This is a genomic window from Mesorhizobium sp. M0227 (assembly GCF_040321855.1).
Taxonomy (GTDB): domain Bacteria; phylum Pseudomonadota; class Alphaproteobacteria; order Rhizobiales; family Rhizobiaceae; genus Mesorhizobium.
The window spans coordinates 71,003-86,110 of sequence record NZ_JAMYSJ010000024.1 but is presented as its reverse complement, the minus strand read 5'-3'; the positions used below and the strand labels follow the sequence as shown (position 1 = coordinate 86,110).

The window sequence follows — 15,108 nt, the reverse complement described above, 5'->3', positions numbered from 1 at the left end:
ACGAACAGGATGGAAACGAATCTCCATCCTGTTCGATAGGTCTTACCAGATCCTCATCCAGCCCAACTTAAGTGAACTGCATTAGCCCATTGGGCGGCGTTTCGGCATTGCAGCGGGAAACCCAGATTACTTGATCTTGGTTTCCTTGAATTCGACGTGCTTCTTGGCGACCGGGTCGTACTTGCGGAACGACAGCTTGTCGGTCTTGGTGCGGCTGTTCTTGCTGGTCACGTAGAAGAAACCGGTGTCGGCGGTCGACAGAAGCTTGATCTTGATGTTTGCGGCTTTGGCCATGATATCAGTCCGTTTGTTCGTGGGGTTTTGGCCGCTGGAGCACGGGGAAACACCCGGACGCGGGAAACTTGGCGCGACACATAAAGAACGCGCCCGGAAAGTCAAGCCCGGCAAGCCTCGTGCGATCCGCCTGAGCCTGCTGGTGAACGGAAATCATGCGGTTTCTGTCGCCGGTGCAGCAACCTTCTTCCAGTCTCCGGTCGTGTTCCACCAGCGATTCGGATTGGCGCGGTCGTCCAGCCCCTTGGAACGGCTGGCGAGAATCGGTTGAATGCGGATCACCGGTTCCTGATAGGAATGTGCTTGGAAAATCGCCTCGACGACACGAGCGGCCAGCGCCTGATCGTCCGGCAGTTCGAAGGAAACCTCGACCGTGCCGGGCCGCCGCCTCAATTCGGTTTCGGCGCCGGCGGCCGCACCGTCAAGCGGCCTGTAGCGTTCGATGCCGTGCGCCGACTGATAGGCATTGCGGTCATACTTGCCCATGGCCAGCGGCGCTATCGCCACCACGGCATCCATGATGCGGTCGACGTCGGCGGCCGGAGCCTGGAACGTTACGAGCAGAAGCAGTGTCATTCGTAGCGATGTGGTTTCAAAGCCGCTGTCGATCATGGAAGGGTCCTCGAGTGTTTTGGGACGCCTTTTTAGCCCTGTGCTCCTGACACGGTTCTGTCAGCAGCCTGTCTCCGTGCCGTGCCAAATGCATGGCTGGCCACAGTCGCGCTACAGCAGGATCTTGCGAACCAACCTGACGGCGACCAAAGCGATATAGGCGGCGAAGAACAGGCCGAGCGACCAGCCGAAGCCGGACGGGCCGAACGCATCCATGCCGATGCCGATCGCCTGCGGGCCGAGCACCATGCCGACGCCGTAGCACAGCACGAAGGCGGCGTTGGCCGACGCCAGTTCATGGCCGGAAAGCTGCGAGCCGAGATGGGCGAGGCCGATCGTGTACATGGCAGCGACGACGCCGCCCCAGACGAACAGAAGCGCGGCCATCAGATGCCAATTCTGGGCGAAGAAGGGCATGAAGACGGTGCCGATAAGACCGACCGTGGCGCAGGCAATCAGCAGGTAGCGGCGATCGCTGACGCGGTCGCTGATCATGCCGATCGGGATCTGCAACAACACATTGCCGAGGCCGATCATGGTCAGGAGAAGTGCTGCATCGGCTTCGGAATAGCCGATTCGGCTGCCATAGATCGGGAACAGGGCAAAGCCGCCGGTTTCCACCGCGCCGAACACCAGCACGGCAGCGGTCGCCGACGGCACCAGCCAGATGTAGCGCAGGAAATTGCTGGTTTCGCCATCCGAGGCGATCGACGGGCTCTCGTTGCGTGCTGCCAGCACGGGTATGGCCGCCAGCGTCACCAACGCGATGATGACGCCGAACGGCCTGAAGCCGGAACTGCCGAGATGGGCGAACAGCCACGGTCCGGCGGCAAAGCCGAGCGACAGGACAGTGGCATAAATGCCCAGCACAAGGCCGCGTCGGTGCGGCGGCGCCGAGGTGCTGATCCAGAATTCGGACAGGATGAACAGCACCGTCAGCGCAATGTGCAGCACGATGCGCAGCGGAAACCACATCCAGAAATCGGGTGCGAAATGGAAGCCGACAAAGGCCAGCGCGCCGGCGGCGATCATGGCGATCATTGTCCAGGCAACGCCGAAGCGCATGGCGAGCGGGGTCGCCAGCGGCGCACCGGCGATCGAGGCGAGGCCGGCGACGGCGGTGTTGAGGCCGATCATCGAAGCCGAATGGCCGCGCGTTTCGAGGATGACGCTGAGCAGCGGCATGCCAAGGCCGATGGCGATGCCGACGACGCTGATCGACGAGATCGCCGCCACCATCGGCAGCCAGTGTACGCGTTCGTCGCCCTGTGGTTGGGTATCGACCGTCATGGGATTCTGAATACTCTGTCTGTTTGATCTTACGCAATTCCGGGCGGAAAACCGCGTCACACTTTTCCTGGAATTGCTCTAGAGAAGTTCGCGGGTGAAGCGGTTGCGGACAAGCCGGTAGAAGGGCACGGGACCGCCCGGACGCAACAGCGGGTCATGGGCGAGGCGCTTTTGCAGCTCGTCCAGGATCATTTGGGTGATGTCGGGTATGTCGGCTTCCCTGGCCTTGGCAAGCGGCAGCCAGACCAGCTCTTCAAGCTCGTTGGTCGGGCCGCCACCGGGCAGTTCGACCGCGACGTCGTCACGCCAGGCGCTGAAGAAGCGGGTGTCGAAGCGGCGCACCCGGTTGGGCGGCGTGATGGCGCGCGCAACGAAGCGCAGCATGTCGAGAGAGGGTTGCACGCCGTGTTCGGCAAAGCCTTGCCAATCGGGCCTGAGGGTTGCGAAAGCACCCTTGCGGCCGATCAGCAGCCCAGCTTCCTCATAGGTTTCGCGGATGGCGGACAGGGCGATGGCGCGGGCCCGTGCGGCGCTTGTGCGGCCCGGCCCGGCGACCAGCCTGGCTTCCTGCTCCGGGTGCAATGCGGCGGCGACCCGAATGCGGCTGTCGGCCGGATCGGTGCGGCCGCCGGGAAAGACGAACTTGCCCGGCATGAAGGCGTGGCCGGCATGGCGGCGGCCCATCAGAACCAGCACGTTATCGCCCTTGCGGTCGAGCAGGATCAGGGTTGCCGCGTCGCGCGGGCGAATTGGCCGGTCGCTATGAGCGATCATGCTCCGCTCGATCTTGTCGACTTCCGCCTTGGTCATACCGTCCATGCGCAGGACCTAGCGGAAACTTCTGGCAAGCGAAAGTGGCCTTTCACGGTCGGCATGTTGCGCCAGGCCGCATTCTTGGTTGCGACTCAGGCTCCTGGATGCGGCTCGATCACGTCGTGCTCGCCGCCGAAGCCGTGCATATAGAAGGCCCATTGCAGTCCGATGACGGCGCCCTTGACGGGTTGCAGCAGTGCCACCGACAAAAGGATGGTCAGCGGCACCCAGATGGCGATGTGCTGCCATGTGGACAGGGTGGAGGTCGCCTCGACGCCCATGAAAGCGCCGAGCACGATGTGGCCGACGATGACGATGACGAGATAGGCAGGCAGGTCGTCGGCGCGGTGGTGATGCAGTTCCTCGCCGCAGACACTGCATGTGTCGACGGTCTTGGTGAAAGCGCGAAACAGCTTGCCTTCGCCGCAATGCGGGCAGCGGCCGAGCAGGCCGCGCTTCATCGCCGTCCACAGCGGGCGCGCGGCCCGGCCCGAGTGATGTTCTCCGCCGAAAACCTGTTCTTCCATGGCTGTTGTCATCATCGTCTCCTGCCGCGCGAACCCGGTCGCGATTGCGACGCGCGGGCGCGGCCCTTGGCCTTGTGAAACGACCGCTTGGAGCCCGGCAAAGGCTTCGGGTCGGTCAACATTTCGAAGCGCATCGCGCCGGCCATCGGCGCCACCTCGACGAGTCGGACCTCGACGCGGTCCGCGAGCTGGTAGCCTTTGCCCGAGCGTTCCCCGAACAGGGAGCGGGCCGTTTCATCGTATATATAGTAATCGCCGCCCAGAGTTGACACCGGGATGAAACCATCCGCGCCGTACTGCGGCAATTGGACAAATAGTCCTGACTTGGTGACGCCGGAGATGCGGGCATCGAACCGGTCGTCGACGCGTTCGGCGAGATAGCTGGCGATCAGACGGTCGACCGTGTCCCGCTCGGCCGCCATTGCGCGGCGTTCCGTGCCGGAAATCAGCACGGCGACATCTTCGAGCCGTGCCGCTTCGTCCTGCGTCAGCCCGCCCGAACCCAATCCGAGTGCGGCAATAAGTCCGCGATGCACGATCAAATCGGCGTAGCGGCGGATCGGTGAGGTGAAATGGGCGTAGCGGCGGAGGTTGAGACCGAAATGGCCGATGTTCTTTGGCGAGTATTCGGCTTGGCTCTGCGAGCGCAGAACCACTTCGTTGACCAGGCCTTCATTGTCGGCGCCGCGCACGCGCTCCAAAATGCCGTTGAACTGGCTTGGCTGCATCTGCGCGCCGCGCGCAAGTGACAGGCCCAATGTCTGCAGGAACTCGCGCAGCGATTCCTGTTTGGCCAGCGATGGCGCGTCATGGACGCGATAGACCAGTTCCTGTTTCTTCGCCTCGAGCGTTTCGGCCGCCGCGACATTGGCCTGGATCATGAATTCTTCGATGAGCTTGTGGGCATCGAGCCGGTCCGGCACGATGACGCGATCGACGGTGCCGTCCGGCTTTAGCACGATCTTGCGCTCCGGCAGGTCGAGTTCGAGCGGCTGGCGGCCATCGCGGCCGCGCTTCAGGATCGCATAGGCGTCCCACAGTGGCTTCAGCACGGTTTTGAGGATAGGGCCTGTCTTGTCGTCCGGCGCGCCCTCGATCGCCGCCTGAGCCTGCTGGTAGGCGAGCTTTGCCGCCGACTTCATCATGACGCGATGGAAGGAGTGCCTGAGCTTGCGGCCCTCGGCCGAAAAAACCATGCGCACTGCCAATGCCGGCCGGTCCTGGCCCTCGCGCAGCGAGCAGAGATCGTTGGAGATGCGCTCGGGCAGCATCGGCACGACGCGATCCGGGAAATACACCGAATTGCCGCGCTTCAGCGCTTCGCGGTCGAGTGCCGTGCCGTAGCGCACATAGGCGGCGACGTCGGCGATGGCGACAGTGGCGACCACGCCGCCCGGGTTCTTCTCGTCGAGATCCGGCGTGGCGAAGACGGCGTCGTCATGATCCTTGGCGTCGGCCGGATCGATGGTGATCAACGGCAGGTCGCGCCAATCCTCGCGGTGATCCAGCGTCGCGGGTTTGACCGCTTCGGATTCTGCGATGACGTCGGCCGGGAAGATATGCGGAATGTCGTGTGCGTGGATGGCGATCATCGAGACCGCCTTTTCGCTGGTCAGCGAACCCAGCACGTTGAGCACCTTGGCTCTCGGCAGCCCATAGCGGGAAGCCCGCGCGGGCTCGACCTCGACCAGGTCGCCGTTCTTGGCGCCGTTCTGGAATTCCTTGTCGACGATCAGTTCGGGCTGGCGCCGTTCCACCGGCTCGATGCGGAAGGTGCCGTCCTGCAAGATGCGAAAGACACCGAGCACGGCATCGGTGCGTTTTTCGAAAATCTTCACCACCCGCCCGGTGTAGGCGGGGCCGCCCAGGGCAACGTTCGTCTCGTCGGCCGGAAAGGTCTTGGCCAGCACGCGGTCGCCAATGCCGGGCGCCGGTCCACTGCCACTGCGCGACAGGCGGATGGAAACGATGGGCGGCGGTCCATTGGCCGTGTGTTCGGTAGGACGCGCCAAGAGCACGCCATCGGCATCACGGTCAAAAATATCGAGGACCGTGACATGGGGCAGGGCGCCGACGCGGGCCAACCCCTTGCGCTCCTTGGTAAGGACGCCTTCGTCCTGCAAGTCGCGCAAAATGTCCTTCAGCCAGATGCGATCGTCGCCGCGCAGCGCGAACGCCTTTGCGATGTCGCGTTTGCCGGCGCGATCGGGATTTTCGGCGATGTAGCGCAGGATTTCGTCACGCGACGGCCGGTAGTCGTCCTTGACCTTGGCCCTGGTGTCGGCGGTGCGCGGATCGCCGTGGGTTCTGCCGGTGATCTTGCGCGCCACGCTGCCCTATCCTTTTTTCTTCGCGGCCGGCTTCTTCGCAGCCGGCTTCTTGGCGGCTACTTTCTTGGTTGCCGGGGCCTTGGCCGCCGCTGCCTTGCGGAACGGCTTCTTGCCGCCGCCGCCCTTGGCTTCCTTCTCGGCAATCAGCGCCAGCGCGTCCTCGATGGTCACCGACTGTGGATCCCTGCCCTTGGGCAGGGTGGCGTTGACCTTGCCGAAATTCACGTAAGGTCCGTATTTGCCGTCGCGCACGACGATCTTGCCGCCGCCATCGGGATGGTCGCCAAGCTCCTTGAGCGCAGCGGCAGTGCCGCCATTGCGTCCGCCCTTGCCCTTCAACTGCTTCTCGGCGATCACCGACACGGCGCGGTTGAGGCCGATCGAGAACACGTCCTCGATGCTCTCGAGATTGGCATAGGTGCCGTCATGCAGCACGAACGGACCGTAGCGGCCGAGCCCGGCCGAGATCATCTTGGCCGTTTCCGGATGCTGGCCGACATCGCGGGGTAGCGACAGCAGCGCCAGCGCCTTTTCGTGATCGATCGATTCTGCCGTCCAGCCCTTGGGCAGGCTGGAGCGCTTGGCTTCCTTGCCGTCGCCGCGCTGCAGGTAGGGGCCGAAGCGGCCGCTCCGCAGCGTGATTTCCTCTGACGTGTAGGGATCCTTACCGATGACCTTGGTGCCGTCCTCGCCGCCGCCATTCTCGCCATTCGGATTGGCGGCGTCGCCGAGCTGGCGGGTGAAGGAGCATTCGGGATAGTTGGAGCAACCGACGAAGGCGCCGAACTTGCCGAGTTTCAGCGACAGATTGCCGGTGCCGCATTTCGGGCAGATGCGCGGGTTCGAACCGTCTTCGCGCGCGGGAAACACCAGCGGCGCCAGTTCCTCATTGAGCGCGTCGAGCACGTCGGTGACGCGCAGTTCCTTGATGTCGGCGACGGCACCGGAAAAATCCTTCCAGAAATCGCGCAGCACGTCCTTCCAGGCGAGCTTGCCGTCCGAGATCTCGTCGAGCTTTTCCTCGAGGGACGCGGTGAAGTCGTACTCGACATAGCGCTTGAAGAAGCTTTCGAGGAAGGCCGACAGCAGCCGGCCCTTGGCCTGCGGCACCAGCCGGCGCTTGTCGATGGTGACATAGTCGCGGTCTTCGAGCGTCTTCAGGATCGCCGTATAGGTGGAAGGCCGACCGATGCCGAGTTCTTCCAGCTTCTTGATCAGCGACGCCTCGGAATAGCGCGGCGGCGGCTCGGTGGTGTGCTGGGTGGCATTGATCGCCTGGCGGGCAAGCTGCTCGCCGGCGCGGATTTCGGGCAGGCGACGATTTTCCTCGTCTTCCGTATCGTCGTCCTTCTGGTCGGTGTAGGCGGCAATGAAGCCGTCGAAGCGAACGACCGAGCCGACGGCGCGAAGCTCGGCGGTGCGCGATCCATTGACCGCTTCGATCTCGCCGGTGGTGCGCTCGATCTCGGCCGACTGCATCTGGCTGGCGATGGCGCGCTTCCAGATCAGCTCATAGAGCCGCATCTGGTCGGAATCGAGATATTGCCTGACCGATGCCGGCGTGCGCATGAAATCCGTCGGGCGGATCGCCTCGTGCGCTTCCTGGGCGTTCTTGGCCTTGGCCGTATACTGGCGCGGCTTTTCCGGCAGGTATTTTGCGCCGAATTCCTTGGTAATGGCGTCGCGTGCGGCGTCGATCGCCTCGGGTGCCATCTGCACGCCGTCGGTTCGCATATAGGTGATGAGACCTGTGGTCTCGCCGCCGATCTCCATGCCTTCATAGAGGCGTTGCGCCACCTGCATGGTGCGGCTGGCCGAGAAGCCGAGACCTGACGAAGCGGCCTGCTGCAGGGTCGAAGTGGTGAAGGGCGGGCCGGGATTGCGCTTGGTCGGCTTGGCTTCCACCGACACCGCCTTGAAGGTTGCGCCATCAAGCATCGACTTGATGTCGTCGGCCTGCGCCTTGTTGGAAATGTCGAGCTTTTGCAGCTTCTTGCGGTCGAAGGCGGTCAGCCGCGCTTCAAAATTCTCGTTGCGCGGCGTGCCCAGCAGGGCGGCGATCTGCCAGTATTCCTCGCGGATGAAGCGCTCGATCTCGGATTCGCGGTCGCAGACGAGACGCAACGCAACCGACTGGACGCGGCCGGCCGAGCGGGCGCCCGGCAGCTTGCGCCACAGCACCGGCGACAGCGTGAAGCCGACGAGATAATCCAGCGCCCGGCGGGCGAGGTAGGCATCGACCAGCGGTGCATCGATCTGGCGCGGATTGGCCATCGCCTCCAGCACCGACGATTTGGTGATGGCGTTGAAGACGACGCGGCTGACCGGCTTGTCCTTCAGCGCGCGCTTCTGCTTCAGCACTTCCAGCACATGCCAGGAAATCGCTTCGCCTTCGCGATCCGGATCGGTGGCGAGGATCAGGCCGTCGGCGTCCTTGACCGCCTTGGCGATGTCGGCGAGGCGTTTGCCAGAGGCGGTGTCGACCGCCCAGGACATGGCGAAATCCTCATCCGGACGCACCGAGCCATCCTTGGCCGGCAAATCCCTGACATGGCCGAACGAGGCCAGAACCTTGTAGTTCTTGCCGAGGTATTTGTTGATTGTCTTCGCCTTGGCCGGCGATTCGACGACGACGACGTCCATGAGGTCTCATATCAGCTGTGGTGCGGCAGAAGAATTCCGCTGCGCGCGACGAAATCTCGTTCTATTTGTCGCTCACATGGCCGCGCTTTTGCATCCGGTCAAGGGGAAGCGCCCAAATTGCGGGCCGGTCCGCAGCAATACACTCTAAGAGTGTATGGAGAAAATCACAGAATTTTGGGAAAGGGAGATGTGGTGCCGAGCCGGCGAAAACGACCTGGTTTCACTTTTCCACCGAGTCGCGGAGTGACGGCCGGGAATAGCGTCGGTTCGACGCCAGAACGGCTGATTAATGCTGGCCGCCGGCGGCATGAAGCGATGCCCGGCGACCAGTCAGCAGGCGGGACTGGGATAGAGTGGCTTAGTCGGCCTTGACGATGTGCCAGACTTCGCCGACGCCGTCGCCGGTCACGTCGCCGGGCTTCTTGTCCTTTATGAAGGTGTAGACCGGCTTGCCGTCATAGGCCCACATCTTGGTGCCGTCGGTGCGGTCGACAACGGTCCATTCGTCATCCGCCTTGGCGCCGGCTTCGGCCTTCAGCGGCGGCCAGTTGGTGGCGCATTTGTCATAGCAGTTGGTCTTGCCCTTCTCGTCCTTGTCATAGGTGTAAAGCGTCATGCCGTTGGCGTCGGTGTAGATCTTGGTGCCATTGACCTCGGCTTCCTTCCACGCGTCGGCGGCGAAGGATGCGGCTGTGCTGAGTAGAAGCGCTGCCAGTCCTGCGGTTATGGTTTTCATGGAAATCTCCCTGACTGATATCTGGAGACGCGCGGGAAATCGCGGCCTCACAGCATCAACGCCTGCGGGCTGTGGTTTCTTCCTGGCAAGTGCGTCGGGCAATGGATGATCTTGCCAACACAATGGTGATTGGTGGACAAGGCTGCGCGTCGCTATATCGGCGTCACGGCATTGGAGTTCTTGGAAATGGCATTGGACATCGGCTATGTCAGCGCGATCGGGGCGGGAGCTATCTCGTTCCTGTCGCCTTGCGTGCTGCCGCTGGTGCCGCCTTATCTCTGTTATATGGCCGGCGTGTCGGTCGACGATTTCCGCGGCAATGCCGGTGCGACAGCGCGTGAAGGCGCACGCGGCGCGCTGCTCTTTTCCTCGATCGCCTTCGTGCTCGGCTTCTCGACCGTCTTTGTCGCGCTGGGCGCCGGCGCCTCGACCATCGGCCGGCTGCTGCGCGTCTGGCAGGAGCCGCTGGCAATGGGCGCCGGTGTGCTGATCATCCTGATGGGCCTGAATTTCCTCGGCATCCTGCGCATTCCGCTGCTGTCGCGCGAGGCGCGCTTCCAGTCGCAGGGCAAGCCGGCAAGTGCCGTCGCGGCCTATGTCATGGGACTGGCCTTCGCCTTCGGCTGGACGCCCTGCATCGGCCCGGTGCTGGGGCCGATCCTGACGCTGGCAGGTGGCCGCGAAACGGTGGGCGAGGGCGCGCTGCTGCTCGCCGCCTATTCGCTCGGGCTGGGCATCCCATTCCTGATCGCCGCACTGTTTTCCGGCGCCTTCATGCGCTTCCTCGGCAAATTCCGCGTCCATCTCGGCCGCGTCGAAAAAGCGATCGGCGCGCTGCTGGTCGTCGCCGGGGTGTTTTTCCTCACTGGTGGCGTGCAGACGGTGTCGTATTGGCTGCTGGAGAATTTTCCGGTGCTGGGGCGGCTGGGGTAGGTTTGATCTAAATTTGGATGCGGCTCACCGCAACGCGGTCACGAGCTACCGTGGGATCGCTGAGAACTCGCTCGATCCAAGAATGGGTATCCGGACTTGGAAAAGCGATCTTGCCAATCGCCGTGGTGTCATTTTGCCAAATTTCTTCGCGCATTAATCCTCGATCTTTCAGCTCCTTCAGGCATTCAAGCGTTGCCATGGCAATGGGCGCAAATCGCACTATCTTTTCGATATCGAATCCTGCCTCCCGAATGTCGCGAGCCAAAGTTACAACCGCGAAATGTGATGCTGTTTCGGCTTCGCTGTATCCGCTCTCGAGAGACAGTAGCGCGACACCTGCTCCGTAGGGGGTGATGTCAACGCCAAGATACCTTGCAAAGTTCTCTACACTACCAAGCCTTGAATTTTTCTGGTCGGCGCTCGAAACAATTTCTCGCGAGATATTCGACTGCTTTTTTGAAAACGGCCACATGTGAATTATCCCCGAGACGATTAGAAAATTTAACATGATCTAACAGCACCGGCTATCGCTTTGCTTTTGCTTAGGGCGACGCGGATGCCTACGGCAACGCGGATCGAATCCTGAACGCCTCCGCTCCCACCTCACCGGAATTTAACCGCATTGGTGAAGCATGGCGCCACTGCTAGCATGCTTTGATTCCCAACCCTTTCATATGGTTGTCGTTCCATGAGCCAGAGATCCTGCCTGTCCGTCATCCTTGCCGCCGGCGAAGGCACGCGCATGAAGAGCGTGCTGCCGAAGGTGCTGCACCAGATCGCCGGCCTGCCGATGGTCGCCCATGTGGTGAAGGCAGCCGAAGCCGCTGGTGCCGGCAGCCAGGCGCTGGTGATCGGCCATGGGGCCGAAGAGATGCGCAAGGCGGCGGCGAAATTCGCTCCAAAGGCCGAGACCTTCGTGCAGGACAAGCGCCTCGGCACCGCGCATGCCGTGCTCGCCGCGCGCGATGCGATATCAAAGGGTTATGACGATATCCTGGTGATGTTCGGCGACACGCCGCTGATCGACGCCGATGCGCTGACCGTGGCGCGGCTGAAACTGGCGGAAGGTGCGGCCGTCGTGGTGGTTGGCTTCCGTCCGCCCAGCCCGACGGGCTATGGCCGGCTGATCGAAAAGGACGGCAAGCTGGTCGCCATCCGCGAGGAAAAGGATTGCTCCGAGGAGGAGAAAAAAATCGGCTTCTGCAATGCCGGGATGATGGCGGTAGCCGGCGCTCACGCGCTGACGCTGCTCGATCAGGTCGACAACAAGAATGCCAAAGGCGAGTATTACCTCACCGACATTGTCGAGATCGCCGGCGCGCGAGGCCTCGATGTCGTCGCCACCGAAGCCAGCTTCGAGAGCGCGCTCGGCATCAACAATCGCGCCGAACTGGCGCAGGCCGAGGGCATCTGGCAGGCGCGCCGCCGCCATGAGGCAATGCTGTCGGGCGTGACGCTGATCGCGCCGGAGACCGTGTACTTCTCGCACGACACCGAGATCGGCGCTGACACCATCGTCGAGCCCAATGTCTGGTTCGGCCCGGGCGTGAAAATCGCCACGGGCGCCAAGATCCATGCCTTCAGCCATATCGAGGGCGCCACCATTGCGTCCAATTGCGATGTCGGGCCGTACGCGCGGCTGCGGCCGGGCGCGGATCTCCGAAACAAGGCCAAGGTCGGTAATTTCTGCGAGGTCAAGCAGGCGGTTATCGAGGAGGGCGCCAAGGTCAACCATCTGACCTATATCGGCGATGCCCGCGTCGGCGCGGGTGCCAATATCGGCGCCGGCACCATCACATGCAATTACGACGGCTATTCGAAATTCTTCACGGACATCGGCGAGGGCGCGTTCATTGGCTCCAATTCGTCGCTGGTGGCGCCTGTCACCATCGGCAAGGGCGGCTACATCGCCTCGGGCAGCGTGATCACCGAAAGCGTGCCCGACGACGCGCTGGCCTTCGGCCGCGCCCGCCAGAAGACGATTCCAGGCAAGGGCAAGGAATTGCGCGAGCGCTTTGCTTCGGCGGCGGCGGCGAAGAAAAAGGCTGCTGGATAACGGGCGTTAGCCGGAAGTCTTCGCGTCCTTGCCGAAAGCGGCTGTGACTTCGATCTTGCCGACGATCGCCTTGTTGAATTCAGGGAGATCTTCGGCCGGAATCCAGTATTCCAGATGCGCCTTGCTGCCAGCGTGCTCGACCCGGTAGCGGTCGAGAAAGCTCTTGAGAACGTCGAACCGGGTGACGAACCCCGAGCCGCTGGCCGGCACGTTCCAGTCGCGTGCGATCTGCACCGCATAGGCTTCGGTCGTCACGGGATAGAAAATGGGCTGCTCGGGCAGGCGCGGCGGAAACGCCTGCATCCCCGAGGCCTGGATCAGTTTCAGTTCCCTGGGGCCGACAGGGCGCCAGAGGGTTACGGTGGGCTTGCTCTCGCTCATGGCAGGGCTATTAGCGAGATATCTCTCTGGTGAAAACCATCGTCTGAAAACCGAAGCCTGACAAACCGAACGATTGCAGTAACCGGATTGCAAGGCGGCCTGTCATGGTGCATCGACAGAATGAGCGTTCCGTTATACGGGACGAAATGCAATGTGACTTTCCACGGCAGGCCGGCCATCCCTAAATAGCGCTGGTTTTCCGGGGAATCGGGGGCTTTCTGCATGTGCGGTATCGTTGGAATCGTCGGCCACTCGCAGGTTGCGCCGCTCATCGTCGATGCGTTGAAGCGGTTGGAGTACCGCGGCTATGACTCGGCCGGCGTCGCCACCATCGAGCGTGGCGAACTCGCCCGCCGCCGCGCCGAAGGCAAGCTGATCAACCTGGAGCGCCGGCTCAAGGACGAGCCGCTCGACGGCACGATCGGCATCGGTCACACACGCTGGGCGACGCATGGCGTGCCCAACGAGACCAATGCGCACCCGCATTTTTCCGATGGCGTCGCCATCGTCCACAACGGCATCATCGAGAATTTCGCCGAACTGCGCGCCGAGCTGATCCGCGACGGCTATTCTTTTTCGTCGCAGACCGACACCGAGGTCGTGGCGCATCTGGTGGCGCGCGAACTCGCCAGGGGGCTGAAGCCGGTTGATGCCGCGCACCAGGCGCTGAAGCGGCTGGAAGGCGCTTTCGCGCTGGCCATCATGTTCAAGGGCGATGAAGACCTGATCGTCGGCGCGCGCAACGGTCCGCCGCTGGCTGTCGGCCATGGCGATGGCGAGATGTTTCTGGGTTCAGACGCCATCGCGCTCGCCCCGTTCACCAATTCGATCACCTATCTCGAAGATGGCGACTGGGCGGTGGTGCGCCGCGACGGCGTCACCATCTTCGACATCGACGGCACAAAGGTCGACCGCAAGCGCCAGCAGTCCCTCTCGACCAGTTTCATGGTCGACAAGGGCAATAGACGCCACTTCATGGAGAAGGAAATCCATGAACAGCCCGAGGTGATCTCGCACACGCTGGCGAATTATCTGGATTTTGTCGGCGGCGTCTCCAAGCCGCTCGACCTGCCTTTCGATTTCGCCAAAATCGACCGGCTGGCGATTTCGGCCTGCGGCACCGCCTATCTCGCCGGCCTGATTGGCAAGTACTGGTTCGAGCGCTACGCGCGACTGCCGGTCGATATCGATGTCGCTTCGGAATTCCGTTACCGCGAAATGCCGCTGTCGAAGAACGATGCCGCCTTCTTCATCTCGCAATCGGGCGAGACCGCCGACACGCTGGCCTCGCTGCGCTACTGCCGCAAGGCGGGGATGAAGATCGGCGCCGTCGTCAATGTGCGCGAATCGACCATGGCGCGCGAATCCGACGTCGTGCTGCCGACGCTCGCCGGGCCGGAAATCGGCGTCGCCTCCACCAAGGCGTTCACCTGCCAGTTGTCGGTGCTGGCATCGCTTGCCGTGCGGGCTGGCGTGGCGCGCGGTACGATCTCGAAGGAGCAGGAAAAGACCTTTGTGCGCGAGCTTTCGGAAGCACCGCGCTATGCCAATCAGGTGCTGAAGCTCGACCATCAGATCGAAAAGACCGCGCGCGACCTCGCTCACTATAAGAACGTGCTCTATCTCGGCCGCGACACCAATTTCCCGCTGGCCATGGAAGGCGCGCTAAAGCTCAAGGAAATCTCCTATATCCACGCCGAAGGCTATGCAGCCGGCGAACTGAAGCACGGCCCGATCGCACTGATCGACGAGAACATGCCGGTCATCGTCATCGCGCCGCACGACCGCATTTTCGAAAAAACCGTGTCGAACATGCAGGAAGTGGCGGCGCGCGGCGGCAAGATCATCCTGATCACCGACAGCAAGGGTGCGGCACTGACGAGCGTCAAGACGATGGAGACGATCGTGCTGCCGGACGTGCCGGAAATCATCTCGCCGATCATCTACGCGCTGCCGATCCAGATGCTCGCCTATTTCACCGCCGTCTTTATGGGCACCGACGTCGACCAGCCGCGCAATCTGGCGAAATCGGTGACGGTGGAGTAGGCCTCATCCTTTCGTCATCCACGGGCGGAGCGGGAGCGAAGCTCCTGCGCAGACCCGAGGATCCATTCCGGGACGGTATGGCGGATCAAAGCGGTGCAGAACTTGGCGCTACCACCCAGTCCCGCGGAAAAGCTCGAACCACTCCGGATTGACCTTTTCGATCAATTCAATCTTCCACTGACGCGGCCAACGTTTCAGCGACTTCTCGCGCTGGATCGCATCGGATCGTTTGTGACGCCAATATAGATGGTGCCGCGTTTCCGGCTCGCAGTTAAATAGACATAGCCCGTCATGAACGAAGTATAGCGACCGAAGGATTCGCCGACCATCTTGAGGGGTTGCGTTCTTCGGCCGACGTCACGGAATGGATCCTCGGGTCTGCGCCGCGTCGCTTCGCTCCTTGCTCCGCCCGTGGATGACGAAGGGGAGGGATGTTTCGGCTAATCG

At 62.5% G+C, this 15,108-nt stretch carries 13 protein-coding genes and 1 pseudogene; 3 read left to right on the top strand and 11 right to left on the bottom strand.

Annotation, left to right across the window (positions count from 1 at the left end; all coding sequences use genetic code 11):
• Positions 1-126: 126 nt before the first annotated feature.
• The 8 genes from rpmG to NKJ00_RS25435 all read right to left on the bottom strand — a co-directional run bounded on the left by rpmG (position 127) and on the right by NKJ00_RS25435 (position 9,245).
• Positions 127-294 (bottom strand): 50S ribosomal protein L33, encoded by a 168-nt coding sequence (gene rpmG / locus NKJ00_RS25470; protein WP_006201775.1) that lies wholly within the window; start codon positions 292-294, stop codon positions 127-129.
• Positions 295-447: 153 nt separating this feature from the next.
• Positions 448-906 carry a YqfO family protein gene (locus NKJ00_RS25465; RefSeq protein WP_023810542.1) on the bottom strand — a complete coding sequence of 153 codons (459 nt, stop codon included), beginning with the start codon at positions 904-906 and terminating at the stop codon, positions 448-450.
• 111 nt (positions 907-1,017) lie between these two features.
• Positions 1,018-2,196: an MFS transporter gene (locus NKJ00_RS25460; RefSeq protein WP_023810543.1), complete on the bottom strand. Its 1,179-nt coding sequence runs from the start codon at positions 2,194-2,196 to the stop codon at positions 1,018-1,020.
• A 78-nt stretch (positions 2,197-2,274) separates the two neighbouring features.
• Positions 2,275-3,015, bottom strand: a complete 741-nt coding sequence (locus NKJ00_RS25455; protein WP_352631684.1) for an NUDIX hydrolase — start codon at positions 3,013-3,015, stop codon at positions 2,275-2,277.
• A gap of 86 nt (positions 3,016-3,101) precedes the next feature.
• The gene (locus NKJ00_RS25450; RefSeq protein ID WP_027036792.1) at positions 3,102-3,536 is read right to left on the bottom strand and encodes a DUF983 domain-containing protein; all 435 of its coding nucleotides are present in this window, start codon (positions 3,534-3,536) and stop codon (positions 3,102-3,104) included.
• An 11-nt stretch (positions 3,537-3,547) separates the two neighbouring features.
• Positions 3,548-5,866 (bottom strand): ribonuclease R, encoded by a 2,319-nt coding sequence (gene rnr / locus NKJ00_RS25445; RefSeq protein ID WP_352631682.1) that lies wholly within the window; start codon positions 5,864-5,866, stop codon positions 3,548-3,550.
• Between the two features lie 6 nt (positions 5,867-5,872).
• Complete coding sequence (gene topA / locus NKJ00_RS25440) at positions 5,873-8,509, bottom strand: type I DNA topoisomerase (protein ID WP_352631680.1); 2,637 nt, start codon at positions 8,507-8,509, stop codon at positions 5,873-5,875.
• Positions 8,510-8,867: 358 nt separating this feature from the next.
• Positions 8,868-9,245 (bottom strand): COG4315 family predicted lipoprotein, encoded by a 378-nt coding sequence (locus NKJ00_RS25435; RefSeq protein ID WP_128303545.1) that lies wholly within the window; start codon positions 9,243-9,245, stop codon positions 8,868-8,870.
• 186 nt (positions 9,246-9,431) lie between these two features.
• On the opposite strand from NKJ00_RS25435, the gene NKJ00_RS25430 reads away from it, so the two are divergent.
• Complete coding sequence (locus NKJ00_RS25430) at positions 9,432-10,178, top strand: cytochrome c biogenesis CcdA family protein (protein ID WP_023810549.1); 747 nt, start codon at positions 9,432-9,434, stop codon at positions 10,176-10,178.
• A 7-nt stretch (positions 10,179-10,185) separates the two neighbouring features.
• Here the strand turns inward: NKJ00_RS25430 and NKJ00_RS25425 are convergent, their stop codons facing one another.
• Positions 10,186-10,650 carry a hypothetical protein gene (locus NKJ00_RS25425; RefSeq protein WP_023810550.1) on the bottom strand — a complete coding sequence of 155 codons (465 nt, stop codon included), beginning with the start codon at positions 10,648-10,650 and terminating at the stop codon, positions 10,186-10,188.
• Positions 10,651-10,866: 216 nt separating this feature from the next.
• Here NKJ00_RS25425 and glmU point away from each other — a divergent pair, with 216 nt between their 5' ends.
• Entirely contained in the window at positions 10,867-12,234 is a 1,368-nt protein-coding gene (glmU, locus tag NKJ00_RS25420) for a bifunctional UDP-N-acetylglucosamine diphosphorylase/glucosamine-1-phosphate N-acetyltransferase GlmU (RefSeq protein ID WP_023810551.1), read from the top strand.
• A gap of 6 nt (positions 12,235-12,240) precedes the next feature.
• On the opposite strand, the gene NKJ00_RS25415 is transcribed toward glmU, so the two are convergent.
• Positions 12,241-12,615: a hypothetical protein gene (locus tag NKJ00_RS25415; RefSeq protein ID WP_023810552.1), complete on the bottom strand. Its 375-nt coding sequence runs from the start codon at positions 12,613-12,615 to the stop codon at positions 12,241-12,243.
• Positions 12,616-12,837: 222 nt separating this feature from the next.
• On the opposite strand from NKJ00_RS25415, the gene glmS reads away from it, so the two are divergent.
• Entirely contained in the window at positions 12,838-14,661 is a 1,824-nt protein-coding gene (gene glmS / locus NKJ00_RS25410) for a glutamine--fructose-6-phosphate transaminase (isomerizing) (RefSeq protein ID WP_023810553.1), read from the top strand.
• Between the two features lie 108 nt (positions 14,662-14,769).
• On the opposite strand, the pseudogene NKJ00_RS25405 reads toward glmS, so the two are convergent.
• Positions 14,770-14,954 (bottom strand): annotated as a pseudogene (locus NKJ00_RS25405) (GIY-YIG nuclease family protein).
• Positions 14,955-15,108: the final 154 nt, after the last annotated feature.